This window comes from Novosphingobium jiangmenense (genome assembly GCF_015694345.1).
Classification (GTDB): Bacteria; Pseudomonadota; Alphaproteobacteria; order Sphingomonadales; family Sphingomonadaceae; genus Novosphingobium; species Novosphingobium jiangmenense.
The window spans coordinates 192,116-219,002 of record NZ_JADQDC010000004.1 but is presented as its reverse complement, the minus strand read 5'-3'; the positions used below and the strand labels follow the sequence as shown (position 1 = coordinate 219,002).

Here is a 26,887-nt window from a genome sequence, read left to right as displayed (position 1 = left end):
TCGCGAACACCGAAAAGTGTGGAAGGTGACTCACAAATCGGGCAGACGAGTGCAATCCCCGGTTTCCACAGGGCCAACAAACACCTTCAACCTGATTCTAAGAATCTATTTTAGTGGATTGGATCGAGAACCCGATGCCCGGCCCTCTTCTTGAAACGCTGCGTGGTGCCAATCTTTCCCGCCGGCCGATCTGGCTGATGCGCCAGGCCGGGCGCTACCTGCCCGAATACCGCGAACTGCGCGCCGAAAAGGGCGGCTTCCTCGCGCTGGTCTATGACACCGACGCTGCTGCGGAAGTGACCGTGCAGCCGATCCGCCGCTTCGGCTTCGATGGTGCGATCCTGTTCTCGGACATCCTGATCGTGCCCTACGCTATGGGCCAGGACCTCAAGTTCCTCGTCGGCGAAGGCCCTGACCTCTCCCCCCGCCTGCTCGACGTGGCGCTGGACAGCCTTGTCGCGGTGCCTGAGCGTCTTTCACCGATCTACGAGACGGTGGCCAAGGTGAAGGCGCAGATTGGCCCCGAGACGACGCTGCTGGGCTTTGCCGGCTCTCCGTGGACGGTCGCCACCTACATGGTCGCCGGTGAAGGCAGCCGCGATCACCACGACACCCGCGCGCTCGCCTATCGCGATCCGGGCCAGTTCCAGGCGATCATCGATGCGATCTCGCACGTGACCATCGAATACCTCTCCGGACAGGTCGAAGCGGGTGCCGAAGGCCTGCAGCTGTTCGATTCATGGTCGGGCAGCCTCGCTCCTGCTGAATTCGAACGCTGGGTGATTGCGCCCAACGCCAAGATCGCGGCGGAAATGCAGCGTCGCTATCCGCACGTGCCAGTGATCGGCTTCCCCAAGGGCGCGGGCGAGAAGCTTGCCGCCTATGCCCGCGAGACCGGCGTCAATGCCGTCGGCGTGGACGAGACCATCGACCCGCTGTGGGCCGCGCGCGAGATGCCGGCGGGCATGCCGGTGCAGGGCAATCTCGATCCGCTGCTGTTGCTGGCGGGCGGTCCGGAACTGGAAAAGCAGACCATCCGCGTGCTCGAAGCTTTCGCCGACCGCCCGCACGTGTTCAACCTCGGCCACGGCATCGGCCAGCACACCCCGATCGAGAACGTCGAAGCGCTGCTGAAGATCGTACGGGGCTGGTCGCGCGACTGAACCTTTTCGGGCACTTGCAAACCGCGATTTCCGCGCCGAAATAGCCCTGGGGGGCGCATTTTCAGGCGGAAACGCACATCATGCAGCAGGTATTGGCGATGCTCTATCTCTGGCTCAAGGCGGGCCATGTCATCTTCGTGATCTTCTGGATGGCCGGCCTGTTCATGCTGCCGCGCTTCTTCGTCTATCACCAGGAAGCGCCGGAAGGCTCGCCCGAGAATGCGATCTGGGTGGATCGCGAGCGCAAGCTGATGAAGATCATCATGTGGCCGGCGCTGGTGGTGGTCTGGTTGCTCGGCCTGCTGCTCGCCATGGACATCGGCGCGTTTGCGCAAGGGTGGTTTCACCTCAAGCTGGCCTTCGTGCTCGTGCTGACGGCCTATCACTTCTGGCTGGCGAGCTATGCGCAGCAACTCGCCCAGGGCGTGAGGAAACTCTCGGGCAAGAAGCTGCGCATGCTCAACGAGATCCCGGGCATTGCCGCCGCGGTAATCGTCATCATGGTGATCGTGAAGCCGTTCTAGCCGCGAAGTGTCCGCAAACCATCGCGCATCGCGTTGCGGACGAGCCGCATCGGCGAGCGCGGCAGGTGCTTCCATTGCGAGCCCCAGGCATTGGCCCGGGCATCGTGCGCCTGCTGGCGGGGGAAGGCCGCGCTGTGGCGGGGCAGTCTGATCATGTGCCGTTCCTCTCGAATGGCCGGTTTTCCGGCTTGATGCGAGAAGGATACCACCCCCTTGCCCCCATCCACAATTGACTATCGCCCGCCCGAGGCATATCTGGCGATGAACCGGAATGCAGATGCGCTGCCGATGATGCAGCCGCCCTCTCGCTTTCTCCAAGCCCTTCAGAGGTTTCCGGCCATCACCTATCCCACTGGGAACACAAGAAATGCACCTGAAAGAACTCAAGAAGAAGACCCCCGCCGAGCTGGTCCAGATGGCCGAAGAGCTCGAGGTCGAAGGCGCAAGCACCATGCGCCGCCAGGACCTGATGTTCGCGATCCTGAAAGAGATGGCGGAAGACGGCGAGGAAATCCTCGGCATCGGCACGATCGAGGTCCTGCCGGACGGCTTCGGCTTCCTGCGCAGCCCCGAAGCGAACTACCTTGCCGGGCCTGACGACATCTACGTCTCGCCGAACCAGGTCCGCAAATGGGGCCTGCGCACCGGCGATACCGTGGAAGGCGAAGTCCGCGCGCCCAAGGATGGCGAGCGCTATTTCGCCATCACCCGCCTGATCAAGGTCAACTTCGACGAACCGGAGGCCGTGCGCCACCGCGTCAACTTCGACAACCTCACGCCGCTCTACCCGAACGAGCGCCTCAAGCTCGACACGCTCGACCCGACGGTCAAGGACAAGTCGGCCCGCGTGATCGATCTGGTCTCGCCTCAGGGCAAGGGCCAGCGCGCGCTGATCGTCGCCCCGCCGCGCACCGGCAAGACCGTGCTGCTGCAGAACATGGCGAAGGCGATCACCGACAACCATCCGGAAGTCTTCCTGATCGTCCTGCTGGTCGACGAGCGTCCGGAAGAAGTCACCGACATGCAGCGCAGCGTGAAGGGCGAGGTCATTTCCTCGACCTTCGACGAACCGGCATCGCGCCACGTGCAGGTTGCCGAGATGGTCATCGAGAAGGCCAAGCGCCTGGTCGAGCACAAGCGTGACGTCGTCATCCTGCTCGACTCGATCACCCGCCTCGGCCGCGCCTACAACACGGTCGTTCCGTCCTCGGGCAAGGTGCTGACCGGTGGTGTCGACGCCAATGCCTTGCAGCGCCCCAAGCGCTTCTTCGGTGCCGCCCGCAACATCGAGGAAGGCGGCTCGCTCTCGATCATCGCGACGGCCCTGATCGATACCGGCAGCCGCATGGACGAAGTGATCTTCGAAGAGTTCAAGGGCACCGGCAACTCGGAAATCGTGCTCGACCGCAAGGTTGCCGACAAGCGCATCTTCCCGGCGCTCGACGTGGGCAAGAGCGGCACCCGCAAGGAAGAGCTGCTCGTGCCGAAGGACCAGCTCTCGAAGATGTGGGTCCTGCGCCGCATCCTCATGCAGATGGGCACCGTCGACGCGATGGAGTTCCTGCTCGACAAGATGAAGGATTCGAAGACCAACGAAGACTTCTTCGCGACGATGAACCAGTAACAGGAAAGGCCCGGAGCGATCCGGGCCTTTCGTTATAGCTTCATCGCCAATCCCGCGCTCGTCACCCCCGCGCAGGCGGGGGTCCAGCTGGACAGGAAGCGTCGTCGCGATGCGACGGCAATGTCTCTTGCTGGATTCCCGCCTTCGCGGGAATGACGAAGGTTGAGCGACATTTCGGGCAGGGGATAAAATTGCCCCGCTCGCTTGTTTCCACCCATCATGCCCGCCACATTCAGACACATGGCCCCGCGCATTCCTGCCCAGCCTCGGAAGTCCGCGCACACTGGCGTGGTCAAGGCGGTGCTTGGGCCGACCAACACCGGCAAGACCCACCTCGCCATCGAGCGGCTCTGCGCGCATTCTTCGGGCGCGATCGGCTTTCCGCTGCGGCTGCTGGCGCGCGAGGTCTATGACCGGGTCTGCGCGATCAAGGGTGCGGACAAGGTTGCGCTGATCACCGGCGAGGAGAAGATCGAGCCCAAAGGTGCGCGCTGGCACCTGTGTACGATCGAGGCGATGCCCTCGCGCCCGGATCTGGCCTTTGTCGCGCTCGACGAGGCGCAGCTTTCCGCCGATCCCGAACGCGGCCATGTGTTTACCGACCGCCTGCTGCACACGCGCGGTCGCGAGGAGACGATGCTGCTCGGCTCCTCGACGCTGGAGCCGATGATCAAGGCGCTGGTGCCCGAGGCGGATATCGTCACCCGCCCGCGCTTTTCGACGCTCACTCACGTCGGCGCCAAGAAGCTTTCGCGCATTCCGCCGCGCAGCGCGATCGTCGCGTTCAGTGCCGAGCAGGTCTACGTCATGGCCGAGATGCTGCGGCGGTTCCGGGGCGGCGCGGCGGTGGTCATGGGCGCATTGAGCCCGCAGACGCGCAATGCCCAGGTCGCGATGTATCAGGCGGGAGAGGTCGACTACCTCGTCGCCACCGATGCGGTGGGGATGGGCCTCAATCTGGACGTGCATCACGTTGCTTTCGCCGGCCTCTCCAAGTTCGACGGCCACCGCCAGCGACGGCTGACGACCGCAGAAATGGCGCAGATTGCCGGGCGCGCCGGGCGTCACCAGCGCGATGGCACTTTCGGTACGCTGGCGGGCGCGGGTGGCACCAATCCCGAGTTCACGCCGGAAGAAATCTACGCGATCGAGGAACACCGCTTCCCGCCCCTCACCCGTCTGTTCTGGCGCGAGGCGGAGCCGCGGTTCGACAGCCTGGCCGCGCTGATCGAGGATCTCGAGAGCATTCCCCCGCGCCCCGAACTGGTGACGCCGCCCCAGGCCATCGACCTCGCCGTGCTCAAGCGCCTCGCGGAAGATCCCGAAACTGTTGCAAGCGTCCGTGGCAAGCGTGCGGTCGAGCGCTTCTGGGAAGTCTGCCGCCTGCCCGATTTCCGCTCGCAGGGGGAGGAAACGCACAGCCGCTTCGTCGCGCGCCTGTGGCAGGACCTGCGCCACGGCTATCTCGGCGCGGACTACGTGGCGCAGGCGATTGCCCAGTTCGACAACCCCTCGGGCGACATCGACACGCTGCAGGCTCGCGTCTCGGCAATCCGCTCGTGGGCCTATATCGCGCAGCGGCCCGACTGGGTGCTGGCGAAGGAGGAAATGTCGGCCCGCGCCCGCGCGGTCGAGGCCCGACTGTCCGACGCCTTGCATGCGCGCCTGACCGAACGCTTCGTCAACCGCCGTACCGCCGTGCTGATGCGCAAGGCCGGAGCCGACGCCTCGCTGCTGCCGGTGCGCCTGGCGGATGAAGGAGCGGTGCTGGTCGACGACGAGCCGATCGGCCACCTCGAAGGCTTTCGCTTCGTCGTCGATCCCCTCGCCCGCGCGGAGGACCGCAGGCTGCTGCTGGCTGCAGCGGAACGCCATCTGCCCGGCCTGCTTGGCAAGCGCGCCAAGGCGTTGATCGCAGCGGCGAACGATCTGCAGGGCATCGAGTTCGAAGACACCGCGCTTGTCTGGCAGGAGAACGTGGTGGCCAAGCTGGAGCGCGGGCGCGCCATGCTCTCCCCTCGCCTAAAGCCTGATCCCGCTCTCGACCGGCTCGCACCCGACGACAAGGCCGGAGTGGTCGCCGCGCTCGAGTCGTGGCTTCAGGCGCAGCACCAGCGTCATCTCAAGCCCCTGCTCGCGCTCGACGACGCAAGCCGCGATCCCGCTTCGGGCCCGGAACTGCGCGCCCTGCTGCTCCATCTCGTGGAAGCGGGCGGAGTGCTGGTGCGAGAAGGTTCGGGTCTCGACCGGCTCGACGTCGCACAACGCCAGCGTCTCAAGAAGCTCGGCGTGCGCATCGGCGCGCTCGACCTGTTCCTCCCCAATGCCCTGCGCCCCGGCGCGATGCAGGCGTGGCACCGCCTGGCGCGGATCTGGGGCAAGCCGGCTCCGCTCCCGCCCGAGACGATGCAGCCCGTTGTCCACGCCAGGATCGCGCCCGCAGGATACCGTCGCCTCGGCAACGAATGCCTTCGCGTCGATCTCGCGGAAAAGCTGCTGCACGCCGCCCACGCCACGCGCATGGGCACCAAGGCCAGGCGCGTGTTCCTCGATCCTGCCGTCGCCCGTTCGATGAATCTCTCGACCGCAGCCTATGCGGCCCTGCTCCGCGCCGGGGGCTTTCGCGTGCACATGGGCCGTAGCCTGCCCGAAAAGGCATACGGCCCGCCGCACCCGCCGCTGTGGGATTGGCGCCCGACCCGCCGCGAGGCACCGATCGAGAACGAAAGGCCAAAGCCGCCACCCACCGGAGCATTCGCCGCGCTTGCCGAACTGGTGGCGCGATAGAAAGAGGAGAGAGCCTGCTTGCGGATCGACAAGTTCCTCTGGTTCACCCGCTTTGCCGGCAGTCGCGGCCTTGCCCAGGACTGGGTCAGTGCCGGCCACATCCGCCTCAATGGCCGCCGGATCGAGCGATGCAGCGCCGACGTGCGGCTTGGTGACGTGCTGGTCCTGCCGATGCGCAGCCGGGTGACGGTGATCGAGGTTCTGATGATCCCTGCCCGGCGAGGTCCCGCTGCCGAGGCGCAGTCCTGCTATCGCCTGCTCGAAATTCCTGACCAATCGCCGCCCGATCATGCGCCCGCTTGACGCCACCGCCCAAAGGCCTCTAGCACGGCCTCAAACGAAGACCTGAGGGATCAAATCGCCATGACCTACGTCGTCACCGACGCCTGTATCCGCTGCAAGTTCATGGACTGCGTCGAAGTCTGCCCCGTGGACTGCTTCTACGAAGGCGAGAACATGCTGGTGATCAACCCCAGCGAGTGCATCGACTGCGGCGTGTGCGAACCGGAATGCCCGGCCGAGGCGATTCTGCCCGACACCGAATCCGGGCTCGAGCAGTGGCTCGAACTCAATGCCAAGTATTCGGCGGAATGGCCGAACATCACCGCCAAGAAGGACGCTCCGGCCGACGCCGACGAGCACAAGGGCGAAGAAGGCAAGTTCGACAAGTACTTCTCGGCCGAACCCGGCGAAGGCGACTGATTCCAGCAGTTTGCGAGGGCGGGCGCAAGGTCGCCAGCCTCGCTTGCCTGCCCCCTGCCTGCGCAGCGTAAGGCGTTTGTTGTCTCCGCAATGGAGGCAGCAAACGATTTCCGCTGCGCTGCAGTGCGTTCAGGGGTGGTAATTTTGTTGCCGAGATGTTATATGGGCCGCCAAGCGCCGGTGGGCTCATGCCTGTCCGGCGTCTTTTCACCACGAAAACGGCAGGACGAGAACAGCAACCGGATCGCAAGCCTCGCATGACCGTCGATCCGGCGGGCTCATGCCTGTTTCCCCCAAGGCTTCGCACCCCTCCGTTTGCCGGTCCTGCCCGCGTCGAAAGGATTACCAATGGCAGGTAAGGCTCTCGCCTTCGATGTTGGGGACTACGTCGTTTATCCGAAGCATGGTGTCGGCCGGGTGGTCGAACTTCAGGACGAAGAAATTGCCGGCATGAAGCTGCAGCTCTACGTGCTGCGCTTCGAGAAGGAACGCATGACCCTTCGCGTTCCCGTCAACAAGGTCGAAGCGATCGGCATGCGCAAGCTGTCTTCGGACAAGACGCTGCGCGAAGCGCTCGATACGCTCAAGGGCAAGCCCAAGGTCAAGCGCACCATGTGGTCGCGCCGCGCCCAGGAATACGAAGCGAAGATCAATTCGGGTGACCTCGTGTCGATCGCCGAAGTGACGCGCGACCTGTTCCGCGCCGACGATCAGCCGGAACAGTCCTATTCGGAACGCCAGATCTTCGAAGCGGCCTCCTCGCGCCTCGCCCGCGAACTCGCGGCGATGGAAAAGACCGATGAGCCTGCCGCGCTCAAGAAGATCCTCGCGATCCTCAACGAACACGCGCCGAAGTACTACGAAACGGCCTGATCCGTTTCGCGCACTGGCGTTTGAAAAGAGGCCTCCGGGAAACCGGGGGCCTTTTTCGTTGCCGGACTTCCCGACGAACAGCCGCGCCGTTTCCACGAACGACTTGGCCACCATCGTATCACCGTGTTATATCGGCAATACAGTCAGGAGTGACCTTGTCATGTTTCAGAATATCGTTCGTGCCTTGGCAGGCGTTGCTGTCATGGGTCTCGCCACCGCGCTCGGCGGGTGCGACGGCGCCAATATCTCGTTCGACGGCAAGAAGGGCGTGCCCTTGGCCGAACTCGACATGAGCGGCGCTGCGCCCACTGGCATTGCTCTGCTCGGGCCTGACAACGTCCGCGTCACGCGGGGCGACAAGCTGGCGATCACGGTCGAGGGCGAAGGCGCCGACAAGCTGCGCTTTGCCCTGTCCGAAGGCCAGCTCGGCATCACTCGGGACGACTGGAAGCTTGGGCAATCCACCCGCGCGGCGACGGTAAACGTGACCCTTCCGGCGCTCAGCGAAGTGGTGCTGGCGGGTTCAGGCAACCTCACCACCGACCAGCTCGGCGGCAACGATGCCAAGATCACCGTGGCAGGATCGGGCGTCGTCGAAGCCCGCGCGATCGACGCGCAGAAGCTCGGCATCGATGTCGTCGGCTCGGGCAAGCTGCGCGCGGCGGGCAAGGCGAAGGAACTGAAGATGACCGTCGCCGGTAGCGGCGATGCGGAAATGGACGGACTGACCGTCGACGAGGTCAAGGTCGACGTCGCCGGTTCGGGCAATGCCCGCTTCGCCTCCAACGGCCACGTCAACGCCAACATCATGGGCTCGGGCGAAGTGCGCGTGTTCGGCCGCGCCACTTGCAAGGTCAGCGCGATGGGTTCGGGTAAGCTGGTCTGCGAGAATGGCGTGACGCCGAACAGCGATTCCGCTGATGCGAGCGACGCTGCCGAGGAACAGTAAGGTCGATCAGGCCGCGGCGCGGCGGAGGCGGTCGTTGATCGCCACGCCGATGCCGTGGTCCGGAATGGGCGCCACGGCAATCGAGCCCTGTGGCGCCGCCGCTCCATCATGCAGGCAGGCGTAGAGGCGTGCTGCCGCTTCGGCCAGGTCGCCTGAAGATGACAGCGTGACGTCTCCGGCAATCTCGCCGAAGCCAATCAGGAATTCCCCTTCCCGCCCCTCGGTCGCATTCAGCCGCATCGGCTTTCCCGGCGCATAGTGGCTGGCCAACTGCCCGGGTGCCTCGATTTTTGCTGACGTCATGGCGGCACTTTCGCTGCCCAGAACGCCCGTAATCTCGGCCTCGGTGATCGGGCCGGGCCGCAGCACCGTCCACGAACCATCGGCGCGCAGGCCGACGATGGTGGATTCGATCCCTTGCTGCGTTTCGCCGCCATCGAGGATCAGGTCGACCCGGTCACCCAGCGAGTCTGCGACATGGGCAGCGCTGGTCGGACTGACCCCGCCCGAGCGATTCGCCGATGGCGCGGCGAGCGGCAATCCACAGGTTTTCAACAGGGCCTGCATCACCGGATGTGCGGGGCACCGCAGGGCTACGGTGGGAAGGCCAGCGCTCACCGCCGGAGCAAGTCCCGCACCTTCGCGCAAGGGCAGGACCATGGTCAGTGCGCCGGGCCAGAATGCCTCCGCCAAGGCCCTCGCCCGGTCGTCGAACACGGCCAATGTCTCGGCTGCCGTAACGTCAGGCACGTGGACGATCAGCGGGTTGAAATCGGGGCGACCCTTGGCGCGATAGATGCCCGCCACAGCTGCATCGTCGTCGGCGCGTGCGGCCAACCCGTAGACAGTCTCCGTCGGCACTGCGACCGTACCGCCATGCGCGATGACACGGGCGGCCTCATCCAGTCCCCGATCATCGGGCAGGTGCACTTTGGAAGGCTTTGTCGGCTCCATCAGGCTCGCTATAGGGAGAGCCGAGGCCCGCGCCAAGCGCACAGACCTTGTGCCTGAAGTTGCGCGAGACAGGAGAGGACAATGACTTTCACCCCGCCCACCGCCGACCAGCTTCTCGCCATCCGCGTGAGCGCTGGAATCGACGAGCTGGCGCAGAGCGAACGCTTTGCCGCCGCCACGCCCGATCTGGTCGAGGCGATTGTCGAAGGCATCGGCGCCTTTGCGTCGGGCGAATGGGCGCCGCTCCACCGCGACGGCGACAAGATCGGCGCGAAGTGGAAGGACGGCGAAGTCACCCTGCCCCCAGGCTACGTTGACGCTTACAAGGCCTTCGTCGAGCAGGGCTGGAACTCCATCGCCGGTTCGGCAGAGTTCGGCGGCCAGGGTCTGCCGTTCACCCTCGCCACCGCCACGCTGGAAACGCTGGGTGCGGCGAACATGGGCTTCACGCTGCTGCCGATGCTTACCGTCGGCGCAATCGAGGCGCTGGAGCATCATGGCAGCGCGGCGCAGAAGGCGATGTACCTGCCCAAGCTGATCTCCGGCGAATGGTCGGGCACCATGAACCTGACCGAGCCGCAGGCCGGCTCGGACGTCGGCGCGCTGCGCTCCACCGCGACGCCGATCACCGAAGGCCCGCACGCCGGAAAGTACCGCATCGCCGGGACCAAGATCTTCATCACCTTTGGCGAGCATGACGCGGCCGAGAACGTCATCCACCTCGTCCTTGCTCGTACGCCCGGCGCGCCGGAAGGATCGCGTGGCATCTCGCTGTTCATTGTCCCGAAGTTTCACGTGGAACAGGACGGTTCGCTCGGCGCGCGCAATGACGTCCGTTGTGTTTCGATCGAACACAAGCTTGGCATCCACGCTTCGCCGACATGCGTGATGAGCTATGGCGATAATGACGAGTGTATCGGCGAGATGGTCGGTCACGAGAACGGTGGCCTGCGCGCCATGTTCACGATGATGAATTCGGCCCGCATCAATGTCGGCAGCCAGGGCGTGCAGATCGCCGAGCGCGCGTTCCAGCAGGCCCGTGCTTATGCCCGCGATCGCGTGCAGGCCGCTCGGGCCGGTTCGCCCGACAAGTCGCCGGTCGCCATCATCGAGCACCCCGACGTGCGCCGCATGCTGATGCGGATGCGCGCGCTCACCGAAGGCAGCCGCGCCCTGCTCTACTATACCGCAGGACAGGTCGACCGTGGCGCGCTCGGCAACGAAGCGGCGCAGAAGCGGGCGGAACTGCTCGTGCCGATGCTCAAGGCCTGGGGCACTGACATCGGTTGCGAAGTCGCCAGCCTCGGCATCCAGATCCATGGCGGCATGGGCTTCATCGAGGAGACCGGCGCGGCACAGCACCTGCGCGATTCGCGCATCGCCCCGATCTATGAAGGCACCAACGGCATTCAGGCTGCCGACCTCGTCACCCGCAAGCTCGGCTACGATAACGGGGGCGTTCTCCAGTCGCTGATGGCCGAGATCGCTGCGGAAATGGAGGATGTCCCCGAAGTCGCCGCGCTCGCCAAGGATGCCGCCGCCATCGGCCAGTGGATGAGCACCACCGCCTCGCTCGACGACAAGCTGGCAGGCTCGGTGCCCTTCACTACGATGTGCGCGGTGGCCGTTGCCGGTTGGCAGCTTGGTCGCCAGTCACGCGCGTCGGACCTGCACAGCAAGATCGCGGTGACCAAGTTCTTCAACCGCGTGATCGTGCCCGAGGCGCGCGGGCTTGGTTCCTCGGCGATGGCCGGTGCGGCGCTGCTCTACGATCTCGACAGCGAGGCGCTCGCGGGATAACCGCCAGTCGATGACTGACGCCCTGCTGACCCGCATCGCCGAAGCGCTGGAGCGCCTTGCTCCGCCGCGCGACGCCAGCGCCGACTGGCTTGCCTTCCCCGCATACGTCTGGGACGGCAAGGCCGCGCGCGGGATCGATCCGCTCGAGGCCCCGGCGCTCGATCTGATGCAGGGCATCGACAAGCAGAAGGCGGCTGTTGTGGAGAACGTCGCGCGGCTTTCGCGCGGCGCTGCAGCGCACGACATGCTGCTGTGGGGCGCGCGCGGCATGGGCAAGTCTGCCTTGCTACGTGCCGCAACTCTCGCAGCGCAGACCTCCCTGCCCGGCTCGATTGCGCTGGTGCAGGCCAGCCCGGATGCAGGCCTGGCGGATCTCTTCGCGATCCTGCGCAAGATCGACCGCCGCTTCCTCGTCTTCCTCGACGATCTCGGCTTCGATGCGTCCGACAGCGACGGCGCGCGCAAGCTGCGGTCGTGGCTGGAAGGTGGCGTCGAGGCGCGGCCCGCCAATGTCCGCCTTGCCGTGACGTCAAACCGCCGCGCGATTGTCGAGCGGCACTTGTCCGAGCAGGACGATCCGATCAACCCGCGCGACGTGGTGGATGATCGCCTCGCCCTCGCCGACCGCTTCGGCCTCAGCTTGGGTTTCCACAACTGCACGCAGGACGATTACCTCGCGATCATCGCGGGATATGCGGCGCACTTCGGACTTGCTTACGAGGAAGGTGATGCCTTGGAATGGTCCAAGCGCCGCGGTGGGCGCTCAGGCCGTGTGGCCTGGCAGTATGTCAACGAACTGGCAGGCCGGGCCGGGCGGGCGCTTTAGCTAACCCCACCCATTCGTCATTCCCGCGAAAGCGGGAATCCAGCGAAACACAGCGCTCTCACTGGATTCCCGCCTGCGCGGGAATGACGATTTCTTAGATCACTCCTGCGGCTTCACCAGATCCGAATCCGCATTGGGCTTCATGATGAACTTGCCGGTGCCCTTGGGCTGTGGCGGAGCCGTGCGCGCCGGAAGCGGTGTGATCGCTGCCGCAGGCTTCGCGCCCGGCGCCACAACGCGCCAGATCACGCCGCCGGTATCGTCGCTGACCAGCAGCGCGCCATCCTTGGCGAAGGCCACCCAGGTCGGGCGTCCGTGCGCGGTGTTCTCGTCAGCGAGAAATCCGGTCAGCACCGGCACCGGCGGATTGGGCAGGACATTGCCGCGCGTGTCGAACTTCACGAAGACCACGTCATAGCCCGAGAGCGGACGGCGGTTCCAGGACCCATGCCGCGCAATGAACGCACCCTGCTGGAAATTGTCGCCCATCAGGTTGCCGCCCTTGGCAAAGGCAAGGCCCAGCGGCGCCACGTGCGCGCCGAGGCCGTATTCGGGCTTGCGCACGTAATCGAGCATGTACTCTGGCATCGGCGCCTTCACGCGCTGGTCGATATTCTTTTTCCAGTAGATCCACGGCCAGCCATAGTTCGCGCCGAAGGGCACGTTGGTCAGGTAATCGGGCACGAGGTCCGAGCCGAGCATGTCGCGCTCGTTGACCACGGTCCACAGCTCTTCGCTGTAGGGGTTGAAGTCCAGCCCGTTGGGATTGCGCAGGCCACCTGCGTACTCGTACGACTTCTTCTTGGCGAAATCGTACTGGTGGATCGAGGCGCGGCGATATTCCGCATCGATGCCATCCTCGGCGATGTTCGAGGACGAGCCCACCGTGACGTAGAGCTTCGAACCGTCCGGCGTCAGCAGCAGGTTGCGCGCCCAGTGGTTGCCGCCGCCGGGCAGTTCCATCAGCTTTTCCGGCTTGCCGGTCAGCGTGGTCTGGCCAAGTTCATAGGGGAACGAGAGCACGGCGTTGTGGTTTGCCACCAGCAACCGGCCTTCGCGGAAAGCCATGCCGAACGGCGAATCCAGCGCCGGGTTCTCCATCACGAAGCGCTGCTCGGCCTTGCCGTCACCATCGCCATCGCGCAGCAGCACGATCTTGTTGGGCGAGGGATCGCCCGCGCCGACCGCCTTCATCAGGTAGCCCATCACCACGCCGGTAATGCCTTCCACCTTGCGCGGCGGCGAGTTGGTCTCGGCCACCAGCACATCGCCGTTGGGCAGCGTCACAACGGTGCGCGGATGATCAAGCTTGTCGGCAAAGCGGGTGACCACCAGCCCCTGCGCCGCGACCGGCGCCTCGCCATCCTTCCACCCGATCGGATCGGCGGTCTTGATCGTCGGGATGGTCTGGCTGTCGGGCATGGCCAGCTTGGGCTTTGGCCCCGAAGTCTCGTTGAGCGTGTACTCGGCCGAGGACCCGTGGATCGACCAGGCGACCCAGGCGGCGATGATGGCGACGATCACGAGCAGCGCGATCAGCAGTTTCTTGAGCAGCTTCATGAGGCGAATCTAGGCCCGCCCGCCCTTGAGGGCAATGGCGCACCGCGTGAAGTTGCGCGGCGCGACTTTTCGGTCCGGTTGCGCTAAGTTCCGGCGCATGTTCACATTCGCACCCACCGACGGCCAGAGCCGCGCCGAACTCCACGCCGACCTCCTCGAAGCCGCCAAGGCGATCACCGATGGCGAGCCCGACGGCATTGCCAACATGGCCAACCTCGCCGCGCTGATCTGGCAGTACCTCCCCGACCTCAACTGGGCGGGCTTCTACCGCATGGTCGGCGGCGAGCTGGTGCTCGGGCCCTTTGTCGGCAAGCCCGCCTGCATCCGCATTGCCCTCGGCTCGGGCGTCTGCGGGACGGCAGCGGCCACCGCGACCACGCAACTGGTGCCGGACGTCCACGCCTTCCCCGGACACATCGCCTGCGACGCGGCAAGCCGTTCGGAACTGGTCGTGCCGGTGATTCGCGATGGCGCGGTGATTGCCGTGATCGATCTCGACAGCCCCTCCTCCGCCCGCTTCGACGAGGACGACGCGTGCGGAATCGAGGCCTTGGCGGCGGCGATCGCCACGCGGATCTGATTCCTGCCCCGAATCGGGACAGGCGGGAACTCTACGCCCGCCGGAACCTTGGTTTCGTGCGGAGTCTGATGGTAAGTTTGCGGTTAACGAACCTTATCTGGGGCAAACCGCATGCTTCGTCATCTCCTGATCGCCACCGTCGCGCTAAGTGCCGCCTCATCTCCGGCTCTGGCCGGTGATCGCCATCAGGGCGGTCAGGTCAGCGGTGGCTGGCAGGGGGGCTATTCGGGCGGCTACTACGGTGGCGCCGCAGGTCCGATCTACTATCCGCCGATGATCGGCGCGCCCTACCCGACCGTGGTCATGGCGCAGCCGCTGCCCGACGCCCCGCCGCCACCGCCAGAGGGCTATCGCCCCAACAACTACCGCCCCCAGAATTATCAACCCGAACCCGATCCGCGCTGGGCCGAAATGAACGAGCGCTGCGCGAAGGTCTATGGTGACAAGGGCGTCGGCGGTGCGCTGCTTGGTGGCGTGCTGGGCGGCGTTGCGGGCAATCGCATTGCCGGAAAGGGTGACCGGGTCCTCGGCACCGCCGTCGGAGCCGTCGCCGGAGCGGTTGCGGGCAACGTGATCGACAAGGCCGAGGACAAAGGCCTGCGCCGCGAATGTGACGATTACTTCGCCTCGCTCCCGCCGCAAGGCTATCCCGGCGTTGCCTATCCCGGTTACTACCCCGGCTATGCGCCCTACGGCTACGTGATGGTCCCGGTCATGCTTCCGCAGCAAAAGCCCTGCGTTGAAACAACCGTTGTCACCGAGCGATGGGTGGAGACCCGGCGCAGCCGCGTGATCCCACCACGTCCGAGAGTAATCAAGGAAAAGCGGGTCAAGGAAAAGCGCGTCTACACGGGTTGAGACCACCAACTTTTCGTCACAACACCCTCGTCATTGCGAGCCCGCGAAGCGGGAGAAGCAATCCAGAGCATCGCAACAAGCCGCTCTCGATTGCTTCGCTTTGCTCGCGATGACGAAGTCTGAATCGAAAGGGCCCGCCCTCCAATCCGGAGAGCGGGCCCTTTCCTTGTTCACTTTCGTCATTCCCGCGCAGGCGGGAATCCAGACAAAACGACAATCAGAGCTTGCGCCCGATCAGTTCCTTCATGATCTCGTTGGTGCCGCCGAAGATGCGCGTAACGCGCGCACCGCGCCATGCCCGGGCAATCGCGTACTCGTTCATGTAGCCCGCACCGCCGTGGAGCTGGAGGCACTTGTCCATCACTTCCCACTGCAGTTCGGTGTGCCACAGCTTGGCCGCAGCACCTTCCTCCGCAGTCAGTTCCTTCTTCAGGTGCCGAGCCAGCGCCCAGTCGAGATGCGCCCAGCCCACCTGCAGCTTGGTCTTGAGATCGGCCAGGGTGAAGCGGGTGTTCTGGAAATCGAGGATCGGCTTGCCGAATGCCTTGCGCTCACGCGTGAATTCCACGGTATCGTCGAAGGCCTTCTGTGCCGAAGCCTGTGCACTGACGGCAATGGAAAGACGCTCCTGCGGCAGTTCGCTCATCAGGTAGATGAAGCCCTTGCCCTCTTCACCCAGGCAGTTGGTGATCGGCACGCGCACGTCCTCGAAGAACAGCTCCGAGGTATCGGCCTCGTCCTGCCCGATCTTGTCGAGGTTGCGGCCGCGCTTGAAGCCTTCGCGATCGGCCTCGACCAGCACGATCGAAACGCCCTTCCACGCCGGCTGCACTTCGGTGTCGGTCTTGCAGCAGACCAGGATCAGGTCGGCGTTCTGGCCATTGGTGATATAGGTCTTCGACCCGTTGATCACGTAGTGGTTGCCGTCCTTCTTGGCCGTGGTCTTCATGCCCTGAAGGTCCGAGCCGGTGCCGGGTTCGGTCATGGCGATGGCGGTGATCACTTCGCCCGAGACCATCTTGGGCAGCCACTTCTTCTTCTGTTCTTCCGAGCCGTAGGAGACGATGTAGTTGACCACGATGTCCGACTGCAGCGAGAAGCCGGTAGCGACGCGACCGTAATAGGCGCTCTCTTCATCGACGATGGCGTTGTAGCCGAAGTCGAGGCCAAGGCCGCCGTACTCCTCGGGCACGGTCGGGCAAAGCATCCCCAGCTCGCCCGCCTTGGGCCAGATGCTCTTGGGCACGATGCCCGCTTCGGCCCATTCGTTGGAATGCGGAGCCACTTCGTCCTGCAGGAAGCGGCGGACGGTCTGGCGGAAGGCTTCGTGGTCTTCGTTGTAGGCTGTGCGCGGGATCAGGTCGAGCGACATGGCCAATCTCTCCGGTTTCTGGTTTGGTTGTGCGCAGCCTATGCGCACTGGCCCGTCCCGGTCAACGAGAATTAATCGACCAATTAATGTCCGATGGTGCAGGCCATTCTGACGTCGTGACGCCAGAAAAGTGCAATACTGACAGCTATTTAGAACTCGCCTCCGGTCAGTCGCTGGCAGATCAGGTCCAGTTGGTCGAGGTTCTTGTAGCGAATCGTCACCGCCCCGGTCGTCGGATCGGAGTCCGGCTGGATCGTAACCTTGAGTCCGAGAAAGTCCTCGAGGTGCTGCTGGATCGCGGCGAGATCCGCCGCACCCACGGGGTCCTTGCCCGCACGCGCCTGCCGACGCTGGCCCTCGGGCCGCGAAGCCTTGCGCGCGAGCTTCTCGACATCGCGGACCGACAGGTCCTTGGCGACGACTTCGCGTGCCAGCCCGATAGGATCGGGCGCGTTGATCAGTGCGCGGGCGTGACCCATCGACAGTTCGCTGCGCACCACCATGTCGAGCACTTCGTCAGGCAGCCCCAACAAGCGCATCATGTTCGCCACATGGCTGCGCGACTTGTCGACGAACTTGGCGATGTCGTTCTGCGTCAACCCCTCGCTGTCGGCCAGGCGCTGATAAGCACGCGCTTCTTCCACCGGGTTGAGGTCTTCTCGCTGCAGGTTCTCGATCAGCGCCAGCGCCGCAACATCGCGATCGTCGAGCTTGCGCACGATCGCCGGGATTTCGTGCACGCGCGCCTTCTGCGCCGCGCGCCAGCGCCGCTCACCGGCAACCAGCTGGTAGCGCCCGCCCGGCAGCGGTCGCACCACCACCGGCTGGATGACGCCACGCGCCGCGATCGACTGTGCCAGTTCCTCGAGTGCGTCTTCATCGAAGTGACGGCGCGGCTGTTCCGGATGCGGTTCAATCGAAGCGACCGTCAGCAGCGCCAGTCCGCCATCGCGGCTCTCGGCCACATCGGCGGGTGTGACCGAGATGCGCGCAATCGGTTCCTCGCGGCGGACTTCGCCCATCAGCGCGCCCAGGCCACGGCCGAGTCCGGTCCTGCGCGCGGGTGCCTTCACTGCGTCCTCGCCGCTCATGCCGCTTGTCTCCTCTCGGGCAGGCGACCGATCAGCTCGCGCGCCAGTTTCATGTAGGCCTGCGATCCGGGGCAGGCATGGTCATAGATCAGTGCCGGCAAGCCATGGCTCGGCGCTTCGGACAGGCGCACGTTGCGCGGGATCACGCTCTCGAACACCAGATCGCGCAGGCACGAGCGCACGTCATCGGCCACCTGGTCGGTCAGGCGATTGCGCCGATCGTACATCGTCAGCACGATGCCGAGAATGCCGAGGTCCGGATTGAACCGCTCTTGCACCCGCTCGACCGTCTGCAGCAACTGGCTCAACCCTTCGAGCGCGAAGAACTCGCACTGCAGCGGAACCAGAATGGTGTCGGCCGCCGTCAGCGCGTTGAGCGTCAGCAGGCCGAGCGACGGCGGGCAATCGATCAGGCAGATGTCATGCCCGGTATCGCCGTTCAGCACCTTGCGCAGGCGATGGGTGCGGTCCTCGACGCTGACCAGCTCCACTTCGGCGCCCGAAAGGTCGACCGTCGCGGGCACGATATCGAGCCCCGGGATCCGCGTTTCCATCAGGCATTCCGCGACTGACGCCTGATCGATCAGCAGATCGTAAGACGAGCGCTCGCGCTCTCCCGCCGAAATGCCGATACCGGTCGAGCAGTTGCCCTGCGGATCGAGATCGACGAGCAGCGTTTTCCACCCCGTCGCCGCGAGCGCAGTGGCGATGTTGATCGCCGTGGTGGTCTTGCCTACCCCGCCCTTCTGGTTTGCGACCGCGATCGTGATCATGCGCGTTTGCCCTTGGCCTTCGAGGTTCGCGGGGGATTGCCGCCGAGCAATCGGCCACAGATCACACCAGCGTTCGCATCCGTCAGGGATTGTTCCACGTGAAACACGTGATTCCATGATTCGGGGAGCATCTGCAATTCTTGCGCCGCCCCTGCCCCTTTCGGCAACAGCCAGACCGTGTCCGGTGTGGAAAAGCGTGCAGAAAGCGTAACCAATTTGTCCAGTGGCGCAAACGCGCGTGCGGAAATTACCGCGTGCGGACCCGAAGGCAGATCCTCTACCCGTGACAGGACGACGCGGACATTGTTCAATCCGAGGGCGCCAGCAGCGCGTTGAAGCCATTCGGTGCGCAGGCGCCGGGAATCCACCAGCGTGACCGGGCGGTCCGGCTGCAGTGCAGCGACCGCCAGTCCCGGAAATCCGGCGCCAGTCCCGAGATCGAGCCATTCGCCGTCAGGGAGTGTTTCACGTGAAACATGCAGCAGCTGCGCCGAGTCGAGTACATGCCTCACCCACACATGCGGCAGGGTCCCGCGCGCAACGAGGTTCTGCCGCTCGTTCTCTTCGAGCAACAGTAAGACCAGTTTCCTCAAGCGCTCCATGCCAGCGTCGTTGACGCCCAGCACTTCCCGAAGCCAGACCTGCGCTTCCGCTTCAGTCGCAATGATCACGCCGCCATCCTCCGCCGCGCGTGGACCAGCAGGCTGGCCAAGGCCGCAGGTGTGATCCCGGCAATGCGACCTGCCGCCGCGAGGGTGTCGGGCTGCGCTTTCTCAAGACGCTCGACCATCTCGTTCGACAGGCCGGGCACCTCGGCAAAGGGAAAACCGTCGCCCAAAGGCACGTGGTCCGAAGCGCGCAGATCCCGCAATTCGGCATCCTGCCGCGCGAGATAGGGCGCGTAAGCAGCGTCTTCCTCAACCTCTTCGGCAAGCAGCGGATCGAAGGTCTCCTCTCCGATCCACGGACGCAATGTCTCCAGCGTCACTTCGGGGAAGCGCAACCACTCGGTGAGCGAGCGCCGAGCACCATCCGCGCCAACCGCCATCCCGGCGCGGTTGATCTCGGTTGCCGTCGCCTCTTGCCCAAGGGCAGCCTCAAGCCGCCTACGCTGCGCCTGTCGCTCTTTGAACCAGCGCGCCCGCTCTTCGCCGATGCAACCCACTGCAAGCCCGATCGGCGTCAGCCGCGAGCTGGCATTGTTCGCGCGCAGCCGCAGGCGATACTCGGCCCGCGCGGTCAGCATCCGGTAAGGTTCGCTTACCCCATGCAAGGTCAGGTCGTCGATCATCACCGCCATGTAGCTATTGGCGCGATCCAGCTCCGGCGCTTCTCGCCCCAGGACTGCCGCCGCCGCGTGCATTCCTGCAACCAGACCCTGAGCCGCCGCTTCCTCGTATCCGGTCGTGCCGTTGATCTGCCCGGCGCAATACAGCCCCGGAATCGCCTTGACCTCCAGACTCCGCCGCAGCGCGCGCGGATCGATGTGATCATATTCGACTGCATATCCCGGCACGAGGATCTCGGCCTGCTCCAGCCCTTGCATCGACCGGATCATCGCCACCTGCACGTCGGTCGGGAGCGAAGTCGAGACGCCGTTGGGGTAGACGGTAAAGTCGTCCAGCCCTTCCGGCTCAAGGAATACCTGATGCCCGTCGCGGTCGCCGAAGCGATGGATCTTGTCCTCGATCGAAGGGCAATAGCGCGGACCCTGTGCGCCAATCGCGCCGGTGAACAGTGGCGAGCGGTCAAGCCCGCCGCGGATGATCTCATGTGTCCGCTCGTTGGTCCGTGCGATGGCGCAGAACACTTGCGGCAGCGGACGCGCCCTGGTCAGGGGCGACATCGTCCAGGGATCGGCATCGCTCGGCTGTTCGGGCAGGCGCGCCCAGTCGATGGTGCGGCCATCGATCCGTGGCGGCGTCCCCGTCTTGAGCCGCGCCATCGGCAAGTCTGCCGCGCGCAATTGCTGCGCCAGGCGGTGCGCCGAATCCTCGCCGATCCGCCCTCCGTCCATGCGCTCCTCGCCCCGGAACAGACGCCCGCCGAGGAAGGTGCCCGTGCACAGGACGACGGCCCTGCCCTCAATCCGCGTTCCGTCGGCAAGGTCGATCCCGGCGACGCGGCCTTGTTCCAGGTGAAGCGCAGCAGCCTCTCCGCCCACCACCGTAAGGTTCGGCTGTGCGGCGATCATTGCCTGGATTGCTGCCTTGAAGCGTTTGCGATCCGCCTGAACGCGCGGCCCCTGCACGGCACTGCCCTTCGAGCGGTTGAGCATCCGGTAGTGAATCGCCCCCGCATCAGCTGCCCGCGCAATCAGTCCGTCAAAGGCATCGACCTCGCGCACGAGGTGCCCTTTGCCCAATCCACCGATGGCAGGATTGCAGCTCATCGCGCCGACCGTCGCCGGATCGAACGAGACCAGTGCTGTCCGCGCGCCCATCCGCGCCGCGACGGCGGCCGCCTCGACGCCGGCATGTCCGCCGCCGACCACGATGATGTCGAATTGCTGCATAGCCAGCGCGATACGCGACTTGGAGATTCGCGTCAAAGTTTCAGGCGTGGTGTTTCACGTGAAACGCCTACTTGCCGATGCAGAATCGCCCGAACAGCGCATCGAGCATATCCTCGGTCCCGGTGCGGCCAACCAGCGCATCCAGCGCCCGCCGTGCCAGACGAAGGTTCTCCGCCGCCAGCAGACCATCGCGCTCCGCAGCCGCAAAGCGGAGTGCTTCGGCAACTTCGCTCAGGCGCTCATGCTGGCGCTGATTGAGTGCTGCGTCTCCCGGCGCCGGCAGGGCACGGCGGGCATGGTCGACCAGAGCTGAGCGCAGAGCCACCATCCCTTCGCCTGTCCGCGCAGAGACAACCAGAGCTTCGCCCGACTTCCGGGCAGCGGTCTGATCATCGGCGCGCGCAGAAACTTCCCACAGCGTCCGCCCATCCGGCCCTTCTCCCTCTGGCCCTAGCCACAGGATCAGGTCGGCCTTCTCCGCAGCAGCCCGCGCCCGCGCGATACCGATGCGTTCGATTTCTCCCGCACCTTCATCGCGCAGACCGGCGGTGTCCACGAATGTGAACGGCACCCCATCGAGCGACGCCGCAAAGGTCAGAACATCGCGCGTCGTGCCTGGCTCCGCTGCCGTGATCGCCGCTTCCTGCTCGACCAGAGCGTTGAACAGCGTCGACTTCCCCGCATTCGGCGGCCCTGCCAGTACGACGCGGAAGCCTTCCTTCAGCGGCTCGGCACGCGGCCGGTCAAGCCAAATGCCGATCCGTCCGGCCAAGGCGAGGCACTCGCCGGCAAAGCCTGCCGGAAGCGCCGCTTCCCCCTCGCCCACGTCATCTTCGTCCGAGAAGTCGAGCGCCGCTTCCAGCTTCGCCGAGACCCGAAGCAGTTCATTGCGCCAAGCCTCCACCTCGCGCGAGAGCGCTCCCTCTGCCATGGTTAGGGCAACGCGCCGCTGCAGTTCGGTCTCCGCCGAAAGCAGGTCGGCCAACCCCTCCGCTTCGGCCAGATCAATCCGTCCGTTGGCAAAGGCCCGACGGGTGAACTCCCCCGCCTGCGCGCGGCGCAAACCGGGCAGTCGCTCAAGCGCGGCCTCGACTGCAGCAACAACCGCGCGGCCGCCATGGAGGTGTAGCTCTGCGCTGTCCTCGCCCGTCGCCGTTCCCGGACCGGGCAACCACAGCACCATTGTCCGGTCGAGGTGCGTGCCGTCGACCGGATCGGCCAGCGTCGCCAAGGTGGCACAGCGCTGCGTGGGTAGCTTGCTCGTAAGTGCGCTCAGCGCAGCACCAGCCTGGGGCCCGGAGATGCGGATAACGGCAATGCCCGCAGGTGGCGGGCCGGAGGAAAGGGCGAAGATGGTATCGGTCACCGCCCCGCCCTACACTGTTCCACGTGAAACGTCAGTCCTTGGACTTCTTCGAACTCGTTCCCGTCATCGCGCCAAGACCGCCCTGCTCCATGAAGTTCTGGAACAGCTTCAGCCCGATCTCGCCCATCGGCGCGACCTGCTTGGCGAAGCTCTGCAACTGGTCGAGGCTGCCCGCCCCCTGCATCGCCTTGGCGACACTCTCGACATAAACGTCGTTAGCCTTGGAAACATCGGGGAGGCCGAGGAACCGGCGGGCTTCCTCTGGGGTGCAATCGACTTCGACGGTAACCTTCATGTGCGTCCCTTCCCGGCATCCGCTTGTCAGCGAAGACTGTCATGCACGCTTGGCAAAGTCCACCTCCGGGGCCAACATGGTTTCCGACCAAGACCTTTGAATCGCAGGATGAACGACAATGGGTGAAAAGATCACGTTTGCAGCGCTCGATGGCGAAGGCGAAATCCCCGGCTATCTCGCCACGCCCGAAGGGCCGATCCGCGCCGCGATCATCGTCATTCCCGAGATCTTCGGCGTGAACCCCGGCATCCGCCACAAGTGCGAAGCCTGGGCCGATCAGGGTTACATGGCGCTGGCGCCCGACATCTTCTGGCGCTTCGCTCCCGGCGTCGAGCTGGATCCCGACGTGCCCGAGCAGATGCAGGAGGCCTTCGGCTACTTCGGCCAGTACGACGCGGACAAGGGCGTCAAGGATATCGAAGCGGCGATCCGCTTCCTGCGCGGCTACGAAGGCATCGACAAGGTCGGCCTCGTCGGCTTCTGCCTGGGCGGTCGCATGGCCTACATGGCTGCGGCCCGCACCGATATCGATGCCTCGGTCGGCTACTACGGCGTGATGATCGACCAGATGCTGAACGAATCGCACGCAATCGCCAATCCGCTGATGCTGCACATTCCCACCGCCGACCACTTCGTCGGCCCCGAAGCGCAGAAGGCGATTCACGACGGCCTCGACCCGCACCCGAAGGTGACGCTGCACGATTACGAAGGTCTCGATCACGGCTTTGCCGCCGAGATGGGCAGTCGCCGTGATGAGGACGGCGCGGCCCTCGCCGATCGTCGCACCCGCGATTTCTTCGCACAGCACCTCGGTTGAAGATCGGGGGCTGATGCACCTGCGTTGCGCCGGATCAATGCCGGCGCCGCGCACCTGCCCTACCGATAAACAGAACAACGGGAGAAGCACATGAAACTCGGCCTCGCAGCCTGGCACCGGTACATGGTCAGCGGCGACATCGCGCTGCTCGACGAACTCGTCGCGGACGATGCCGTGTTCCACTCCCCCGTTGTCCACACCCCACAGGAGGGCCGCGAGAAGGTGCTGATGTACCTTTCCGCAGCGGGCCACGTCTTCGGCAACGGCACCTTCCGCTATGTGCGCGAACTGGTCGACGGACCCGAAGCCTGCCTTGAATTCGAGTGCGAGATGGACGGGATCAAGGTCAACGGCATCGACCTGATCCGCTTCGACCTCGAAGGCCGCATCGTCGACTTCAAGGTCATGGTCCGCCCGTTGAAAGCGATCAACAAGGTCTGGCAGCTCATGGCCGAGCGGCTGGAGAACACCTGACTCTCCTTCGTCATTGCGAGGAGAGCAATCGACGAAACTATCCAGAGCTTGCGCAGAGCCGCCCTGGATTGCTTCGCTCCGCTCGCAACGACGATTGGGAGAGAGGCATGAAAAAAGCCCGCAGCGTGAACTGCGGGCTTTTTCTAAGCCATTGATCTCTAAAAGAAATCAACCGTCGTAGTCAGCACCCAGAGAGGTGTTGCGCACCGGTGCTGCGGCGGTGATGCGCAGCGCTTCGGCCGACTGCGACAGCGAGCCGATTTCATCGACTTCATCGTCGTCGTCAGGCAGCACGCGCTGCAGCGACTGGATGACGTTTTCCTTGAGCACGGCAGGACGCACTGTCTCTTCGGCGATCTCGCGCAGGGCGACGACCGGGTTCTTGTCGCGGTCACGATCAACGGTGAGTTCGGCGCCGCCCGAGATGGCGCGTGCGCGCTCGGCAGCCAGCAGGACGAGATCGAAACGGTTGGGGACCTTGTCGACGCAATCTTCGACGGTAACGCGCGCCATCAGGCACTCCAATCAATCAAAGGATACGGAAAGGACGGCAGCTAGGCCGGGGGTGTGGAAAAGTCAAGGATTCGCACAGGGCTTTAGCCGTGGCGCCTTATCGTCCATCCCTTGCTAGATTCGTTCTGCTCTACCACACCTTCTTGTTCGAGCATGGCAAGGAGAGTTCTGGAGATGTGGCCGACGTGACCTTCATGTCCTCCGTAGATTCCGAGCGTACGACCAATTTGTGCATTGGTCATTTCACCTGATTGGCGTTCAAGTAGGCTCACAATCGCTGCCTTCAGTCCAGCCATAGCCACTTGCGCTTGGCGGTACTCATCGCTCTGCATAAGGCTTCCCTCAAAATCAGTTACTCGTCGTCGCTCGCATAAGCGGCGCGCAGGTCGTCCGGTGCGAGATCGCTGAACCGGGTGATGCGCGATTCGAAGCGCAGGCGGACCTTGCCGGTGGAGCCGTGGCGCTGCTTGGCGACGATCAGTTCGGCGAGGCCATAGACGCGCTCCATTTCCGCCTGCCACGCGGCATGGGCTTCCTGCACCTTGGGATCGTCGTTGCCCTGCGGCTGCTTCGGCTCCTTGGCAGCGACGTAGTAGTCTTCGCGGAACACGAACCAGACCATGTCGGCGTCCTGTTCGATCGAGCCCGATTCGCGCAGGTCCGAAAGCATCGGGCGCTTGTCGTCGCGCTGTTCCACCGCACGCGAAAGCTGCGACAGCGCGATCACCGGGACCGAGAGTTCCTTGGCCAAGGTCTTCAACCCACGCGAAATCTCCGAGATTTCGTTCACGCGGTTGTCGCTGCGGCCCGATCCCTGCAGCAGCTGCAGGTAGTCGACGATGATCAGGCCGATGTCGTGACGGCGCTTCAGGCGGCGGGCGCGAGCGCGCAACGAGCCGATCGTCAGCGCCGGGGTATCGTCGATATAGAGCGGCAGTTCGGCAAGGCGCTGGCTGGCGAACGAAAGCTGCTGGAAGTCCTCGCGGCTGATGCGGCCCATGCGCAGCGCTTCGGAACTGATGCCCGACTGCTCGGCCAGAATACGCGTGGCCAGCTGGTCGGCACTCATTTCGAGGCTGAAGAAGGCGACCCCTGCCCCCACCGAGTCCTTGAGCGTGATGCCGTCGGCCATGTCGCGCCGCAGCCGGTCGGCCGCGTTGAAGGCGATGTTGGTGACGAGCGAGGTCTTGCCCATGCCGGGGCGTCCGGCAAGGATGATAAGGTCCGAATCGTGGAGGCCACCGATCTTCTCGTTGACCGAGGTCAGGCCGGTTGTCTTGCCCGAGATATGGCCGCCCGAAAGCAGCGCCTTCTCGATCATTTCCAGCGACGCGCGCGTCGCCTGCGCAAAGCTCTGCGCCTCGCTGCCGGTCTGCGCGCCTTCGGCCACGGCATAGAGCGCGGCTTCGGCCTTCTCCACCTGCTCGAGCGGCGCCACCGAATCGCTGGTATCCAGCGCGCCTTCGACAAGATTGCGCCCGACCGAGATCAACTCCCGCAGCAGGGCGAGGTCATAGATCTGCTCGGCCAGCTCGCGCGGGTTGAGCAGGCCCTGCCCGTCGGACGTCAGTCGCGCCAGATAGGCAACGCCACCCAGCTCCTTCAGCCCCTCGTCGCTTTCGAAATAGGGCTTGAGCATCACCGGGGTGACCACCGCCTTGCGATCGATCAGGGCTTGGATGCGTTCGAACACCCGGCCATGGACGGCGGCAAAGAAATGCTCTGATTTCAGCGGGGTCTGCAGCTCTTCCAGGATGCGATTGTCGATCAGCACCGCCCCCAGAAAGGCCGCTTCCGCCTCGACGTTGGAGGGCAGGGCGCGGATTTCCGATGGTTCGCGGGTGAGGATGGCTTCGCTGGCGGACATGGCGGCATAGTGCCCGAACCAGCCCGATCCGGCAATGGACCTGCCCTGTGGATAGCGGGGAGCACGCGGTCAAAACCCTTGCCCGAGCCCGACGCGTCTGCAACACATGAAGCCCTGATGGCAGACCCGCGCATCTCCCATATCGAGCTGGACGAAGCGACGATCATCTGGCGCAACGCCGATATCGAGCAGGAGCGGCGCATCGCGATCTTCGACCTGATCGAGGAAAACACCTTCAAGCCGCTGCGCGCGTTCGAGGCCGGGCATACCGGGCCCTATCGCCTCAAGCTCTCGGTCGACGACGGACGGCTGGTCCTCGCCATTGCCGACGATGCCGGCACCCCGCTCGAAACGATCATCCTCGGCCTCGGCCGCTTCCGCCGCCCGATCCGCGAATATTTCGCGATCTGCGACAGCTACTATCAGGCGATCCGGAAGGCCACCGCGTCCGAGATCGAGACGATCGACATGGCCCGGCGCGGCATCCACAACGATGCCGCCGATACCCTGCTCGAACGGCTCGAAGGCAAGATCGATACGGACTTTCCCACGGCCCGCCGCCTCTTTACCCTGATCTGCGTGCTGCATATCAGGGGCTGAGAAC

28 protein-coding genes are annotated in these 26,887 nt (G+C 64.7%); 15 read left to right on the top strand and 13 right to left on the bottom strand.

Translation table 11 applies throughout. The annotated features are described in order from the left end of the window. Positions 1-134 precede the first annotated feature (134 nt). Together hemE and I2488_RS08035 are read left to right on the top strand one after the other, a co-directional pair. Positions 135-1,163: a uroporphyrinogen decarboxylase gene (gene hemE, locus I2488_RS08040; RefSeq protein WP_196275277.1), complete on the top strand. Its 1,029-nt coding sequence runs from the start codon at positions 135-137 to the stop codon at positions 1,161-1,163. An 80-nt stretch (positions 1,164-1,243) separates the two neighbouring features. Continuing rightward, positions 1,244-1,687, top strand: coding sequence for a CopD family protein (locus tag I2488_RS08035; protein ID WP_196275276.1), 444 nt, complete (start codon positions 1,244-1,246; stop codon positions 1,685-1,687). Here the strand turns inward: I2488_RS08035 and I2488_RS08030 are convergent. Next, positions 1,684-1,842, bottom strand: coding sequence for a hypothetical protein (locus I2488_RS08030; protein WP_196275275.1), 159 nt, complete (start codon positions 1,840-1,842; stop codon positions 1,684-1,686). The two genes, I2488_RS08035 and I2488_RS08030, sit on opposite strands and share 4 nt — an antisense overlap. Positions 1,843-2,054: 212 nt before the next feature. Between I2488_RS08030 and rho the strand changes: the two genes are divergently transcribed. The 6 genes from rho (at position 2,055) to I2488_RS08000 (ending at position 8,622) form a co-directional block, all read left to right on the top strand. Next, entirely contained in the window at positions 2,055-3,311 is a 1,257-nt protein-coding gene (gene rho / locus I2488_RS08025) for a transcription termination factor Rho (protein ID WP_196275274.1), read from the top strand. A gap of 219 nt (positions 3,312-3,530) precedes the next feature. After that, positions 3,531-6,098, top strand: coding sequence for a helicase-related protein (locus tag I2488_RS08020; RefSeq protein WP_196275273.1), 2,568 nt, complete (start codon positions 3,531-3,533; stop codon positions 6,096-6,098). An 18-nt stretch (positions 6,099-6,116) separates the two neighbouring features. Further along, positions 6,117-6,401, top strand: a complete 285-nt coding sequence (locus I2488_RS08015; protein WP_196275272.1) for an RNA-binding S4 domain-containing protein — start codon at positions 6,117-6,119, stop codon at positions 6,399-6,401. Positions 6,402-6,461: 60 nt separating this feature from the next. Next, complete coding sequence (gene fdxA / locus I2488_RS08010) at positions 6,462-6,800, top strand: ferredoxin FdxA (protein ID WP_011443786.1); 339 nt, start codon at positions 6,462-6,464, stop codon at positions 6,798-6,800. 348 nt (positions 6,801-7,148) lie between these two features. After that, positions 7,149-7,673, top strand: a complete 525-nt coding sequence (locus I2488_RS08005; RefSeq protein WP_011443787.1) for a CarD family transcriptional regulator — start codon at positions 7,149-7,151, stop codon at positions 7,671-7,673. Positions 7,674-7,833: 160 nt separating this feature from the next. Further along, positions 7,834-8,622: a head GIN domain-containing protein gene (locus I2488_RS08000; RefSeq protein ID WP_246465555.1), complete on the top strand. Its 789-nt coding sequence runs from the start codon at positions 7,834-7,836 to the stop codon at positions 8,620-8,622. Positions 8,623-8,628: 6 nt separating this feature from the next. Here I2488_RS08000 and I2488_RS07995 read toward each other — a convergent pair whose 3' ends face one another. Further along, complete coding sequence (locus I2488_RS07995) at positions 8,629-9,576, bottom strand: L-threonylcarbamoyladenylate synthase (RefSeq protein WP_196275271.1); 948 nt, start codon at positions 9,574-9,576, stop codon at positions 8,629-8,631. Between the two features lie 81 nt (positions 9,577-9,657). On the opposite strand from I2488_RS07995, the gene I2488_RS07990 reads away from it, so the two are divergent. Then, positions 9,658-11,376: an acyl-CoA dehydrogenase family protein gene (locus I2488_RS07990; RefSeq protein ID WP_196275270.1), complete on the top strand. Its 1,719-nt coding sequence runs from the start codon at positions 9,658-9,660 to the stop codon at positions 11,374-11,376. 10 nt (positions 11,377-11,386) lie between these two features. Then, positions 11,387-12,202, top strand: a complete 816-nt coding sequence (locus I2488_RS07985) for a DUF815 domain-containing protein (RefSeq protein WP_196275269.1) — start codon at positions 11,387-11,389, stop codon at positions 12,200-12,202. Between the two features lie 99 nt (positions 12,203-12,301). Here the strand turns inward: I2488_RS07985 and I2488_RS07980 are convergent, their stop codons facing one another. Continuing rightward, the gene (locus tag I2488_RS07980) at positions 12,302-13,762 is read right to left on the bottom strand and encodes a PQQ-dependent sugar dehydrogenase (protein ID WP_196275268.1); all 1,461 of its coding nucleotides are present in this window, start codon (positions 13,760-13,762) and stop codon (positions 12,302-12,304) included. 97 nt (positions 13,763-13,859) lie between these two features. On the opposite strand from I2488_RS07980, the gene I2488_RS07975 reads away from it, so the two are divergent. Both I2488_RS07975 and I2488_RS19715 read left to right on the top strand, forming a co-directional pair. After that, positions 13,860-14,342: a GAF domain-containing protein gene (locus I2488_RS07975; protein WP_196275267.1), complete on the top strand. Its 483-nt coding sequence runs from the start codon at positions 13,860-13,862 to the stop codon at positions 14,340-14,342. Positions 14,343-14,453: 111 nt separating this feature from the next. After that, positions 14,454-15,200 carry a glycine zipper 2TM domain-containing protein gene (locus tag I2488_RS19715; protein WP_281390044.1) on the top strand — a complete coding sequence of 249 codons (747 nt, stop codon included), beginning with the start codon at positions 14,454-14,456 and terminating at the stop codon, positions 15,198-15,200. 217 nt (positions 15,201-15,417) lie between these two features. Here I2488_RS19715 and I2488_RS07965 read toward each other — a convergent pair whose 3' ends face one another. The 7 genes from I2488_RS07965 to I2488_RS07935 form a co-directional block, all read right to left on the bottom strand. After that, positions 15,418-16,572 (bottom strand): acyl-CoA dehydrogenase family protein, encoded by a 1,155-nt coding sequence (locus I2488_RS07965; RefSeq protein ID WP_196275266.1) that lies wholly within the window; start codon positions 16,570-16,572, stop codon positions 15,418-15,420. Between the two features lie 149 nt (positions 16,573-16,721). Continuing rightward, complete coding sequence (locus I2488_RS07960) at positions 16,722-17,663, bottom strand: ParB/RepB/Spo0J family partition protein (RefSeq protein WP_196275265.1); 942 nt, start codon at positions 17,661-17,663, stop codon at positions 16,722-16,724. Beyond that, on the bottom strand, positions 17,660-18,436 hold the full coding sequence (locus I2488_RS07955) for a ParA family protein (protein WP_196275264.1): 777 nt from the start codon (positions 18,434-18,436) through the stop codon (positions 17,660-17,662). Before I2488_RS07955 ends, I2488_RS07960 begins: the two co-directional genes overlap by 4 nt. Beyond that, a complete protein-coding gene (rsmG, locus tag I2488_RS07950; RefSeq protein WP_343071012.1) occupies positions 18,433-19,107 on the bottom strand; it encodes a 16S rRNA (guanine(527)-N(7))-methyltransferase RsmG in 675 nt (224 codons plus the stop codon). The genes I2488_RS07955 and rsmG overlap by 4 nt, the downstream gene beginning before the upstream one ends. After that, on the bottom strand, positions 19,104-20,951 hold the full coding sequence (mnmG, locus tag I2488_RS07945; protein WP_196275263.1) for a tRNA uridine-5-carboxymethylaminomethyl(34) synthesis enzyme MnmG: 1,848 nt from the start codon (positions 20,949-20,951) through the stop codon (positions 19,104-19,106). Before mnmG ends, rsmG begins: the two co-directional genes overlap by 4 nt. Positions 20,952-21,018: 67 nt before the next feature. Further along, positions 21,019-22,317, bottom strand: a complete 1,299-nt coding sequence (gene mnmE / locus I2488_RS07940; protein ID WP_196275262.1) for a tRNA uridine-5-carboxymethylaminomethyl(34) synthesis GTPase MnmE — start codon at positions 22,315-22,317, stop codon at positions 21,019-21,021. Between the two features lie 31 nt (positions 22,318-22,348). Then, complete coding sequence (locus I2488_RS07935) at positions 22,349-22,612, bottom strand: DUF6489 family protein (protein ID WP_196275261.1); 264 nt, start codon at positions 22,610-22,612, stop codon at positions 22,349-22,351. 118 nt (positions 22,613-22,730) lie between these two features. On the opposite strand from I2488_RS07935, the gene I2488_RS07930 reads away from it, so the two are divergent. Then, the gene (locus tag I2488_RS07930) at positions 22,731-23,429 is read left to right on the top strand and encodes a dienelactone hydrolase family protein (RefSeq protein ID WP_196275260.1); all 699 of its coding nucleotides are present in this window, start codon (positions 22,731-22,733) and stop codon (positions 23,427-23,429) included. 90 nt (positions 23,430-23,519) lie between these two features. Next, entirely contained in the window at positions 23,520-23,903 is a 384-nt protein-coding gene (locus tag I2488_RS07925; protein WP_196275259.1) for a nuclear transport factor 2 family protein, read from the top strand. A 168-nt stretch (positions 23,904-24,071) separates the two neighbouring features. Here I2488_RS07925 and rpoZ read toward each other — a convergent pair whose 3' ends face one another. The 3 genes from rpoZ to I2488_RS07910 form a co-directional block, all read right to left on the bottom strand. After that, a complete protein-coding gene (gene rpoZ / locus I2488_RS07920; protein WP_039333165.1) occupies positions 24,072-24,416 on the bottom strand; it encodes a DNA-directed RNA polymerase subunit omega in 345 nt (114 codons plus the stop codon). A gap of 83 nt (positions 24,417-24,499) precedes the next feature. Then, positions 24,500-24,748 carry a hypothetical protein gene (locus I2488_RS07915; protein ID WP_196275258.1) on the bottom strand — a complete coding sequence of 83 codons (249 nt, stop codon included), beginning with the start codon at positions 24,746-24,748 and terminating at the stop codon, positions 24,500-24,502. Between the two features lie 20 nt (positions 24,749-24,768). After that, positions 24,769-26,283: a replicative DNA helicase gene (locus tag I2488_RS07910; protein WP_196275257.1), complete on the bottom strand. Its 1,515-nt coding sequence runs from the start codon at positions 26,281-26,283 to the stop codon at positions 24,769-24,771. 117 nt (positions 26,284-26,400) lie between these two features. Between I2488_RS07910 and I2488_RS07905 the strand changes: the two genes are divergently transcribed. Next, a complete protein-coding gene (locus I2488_RS07905; RefSeq protein WP_118072789.1) occupies positions 26,401-26,883 on the top strand; it encodes a UPF0262 family protein in 483 nt (160 codons plus the stop codon). Positions 26,884-26,887: the final 4 nt, after the last annotated feature.

What these genes read in the sequence shown, in the direction of transcription:
- I2488_RS08005 (WP_011443787.1), top strand. Translation starts at nt 7,149, where the DNA reads ATGGCAGGTAAGGCTCTCGCCTTCGATGTTGGGGACTACGTCGTTTAT.
- I2488_RS08020 (WP_196275273.1), top strand. Translation starts at nt 3,531, where the DNA reads ATGCCCGCCACATTCAGACACATGGCCCCGCGCATTCCTGCCCAGCCT.
- I2488_RS08000 (WP_246465555.1), top strand. Translation starts at nt 7,834, where the DNA reads ATGTTTCAGAATATCGTTCGTGCCTTGGCAGGCGTTGCTGTCATGGGT.
- I2488_RS07905 (WP_118072789.1), top strand. Translation starts at nt 26,401, where the DNA reads ATGGCAGACCCGCGCATCTCCCATATCGAGCTGGACGAAGCGACGATC.
- I2488_RS07975 (WP_196275267.1), top strand. Translation starts at nt 13,860, where the DNA reads ATGTTCACATTCGCACCCACCGACGGCCAGAGCCGCGCCGAACTCCAC.
- I2488_RS08035 (WP_196275276.1), top strand. Translation starts at nt 1,244, where the DNA reads ATGCAGCAGGTATTGGCGATGCTCTATCTCTGGCTCAAGGCGGGCCAT.
- mnmG (WP_196275263.1), bottom strand. Translation starts at nt 20,951, where the DNA reads ATGCAGCAATTCGACATCATCGTGGTCGGCGGCGGACATGCCGGCGTC.
- I2488_RS07925 (WP_196275259.1), top strand. Translation starts at nt 23,520, where the DNA reads ATGAAACTCGGCCTCGCAGCCTGGCACCGGTACATGGTCAGCGGCGAC.
- I2488_RS07980 (WP_196275268.1), bottom strand. Translation starts at nt 13,762, where the DNA reads ATGAAGCTGCTCAAGAAACTGCTGATCGCGCTGCTCGTGATCGTCGCC.
- I2488_RS07955 (WP_196275264.1), bottom strand. Translation starts at nt 18,436, where the DNA reads ATGATCACGATCGCGGTCGCAAACCAGAAGGGCGGGGTAGGCAAGACC.
- I2488_RS07910 (WP_196275257.1), bottom strand. Translation starts at nt 26,283, where the DNA reads ATGTCCGCCAGCGAAGCCATCCTCACCCGCGAACCATCGGAAATCCGC.
- fdxA (WP_011443786.1), top strand. Translation starts at nt 6,462, where the DNA reads ATGACCTACGTCGTCACCGACGCCTGTATCCGCTGCAAGTTCATGGAC.
- rho (WP_196275274.1), top strand. Translation starts at nt 2,055, where the DNA reads ATGCACCTGAAAGAACTCAAGAAGAAGACCCCCGCCGAGCTGGTCCAG.
- I2488_RS07965 (WP_196275266.1), bottom strand. Translation starts at nt 16,572, where the DNA reads ATGTCGCTCGACCTGATCCCGCGCACAGCCTACAACGAAGACCACGAA.
- I2488_RS07995 (WP_196275271.1), bottom strand. Translation starts at nt 9,576, where the DNA reads ATGGAGCCGACAAAGCCTTCCAAAGTGCACCTGCCCGATGATCGGGGA.
- I2488_RS19715 (WP_281390044.1), top strand. Translation starts at nt 14,454, where the DNA reads ATGCTTCGTCATCTCCTGATCGCCACCGTCGCGCTAAGTGCCGCCTCA.
- I2488_RS07915 (WP_196275258.1), bottom strand. Translation starts at nt 24,748, where the DNA reads ATGCAGAGCGATGAGTACCGCCAAGCGCAAGTGGCTATGGCTGGACTG.
- I2488_RS07990 (WP_196275270.1), top strand. Translation starts at nt 9,658, where the DNA reads ATGACTTTCACCCCGCCCACCGCCGACCAGCTTCTCGCCATCCGCGTG.
- rpoZ (WP_039333165.1), bottom strand. Translation starts at nt 24,416, where the DNA reads ATGGCGCGCGTTACCGTCGAAGATTGCGTCGACAAGGTCCCCAACCGT.
- I2488_RS07960 (WP_196275265.1), bottom strand. Translation starts at nt 17,663, where the DNA reads ATGAGCGGCGAGGACGCAGTGAAGGCACCCGCGCGCAGGACCGGACTC.
- I2488_RS08030 (WP_196275275.1), bottom strand. Translation starts at nt 1,842, where the DNA reads ATGATCAGACTGCCCCGCCACAGCGCGGCCTTCCCCCGCCAGCAGGCG.
- hemE (WP_196275277.1), top strand. Translation starts at nt 135, where the DNA reads ATGCCCGGCCCTCTTCTTGAAACGCTGCGTGGTGCCAATCTTTCCCGC.
- I2488_RS07935 (WP_196275261.1), bottom strand. Translation starts at nt 22,612, where the DNA reads ATGAAGGTTACCGTCGAAGTCGATTGCACCCCAGAGGAAGCCCGCCGG.
- I2488_RS07985 (WP_196275269.1), top strand. Translation starts at nt 11,387, where the DNA reads ATGACTGACGCCCTGCTGACCCGCATCGCCGAAGCGCTGGAGCGCCTT.
- I2488_RS07930 (WP_196275260.1), top strand. Translation starts at nt 22,731, where the DNA reads ATGGGTGAAAAGATCACGTTTGCAGCGCTCGATGGCGAAGGCGAAATC.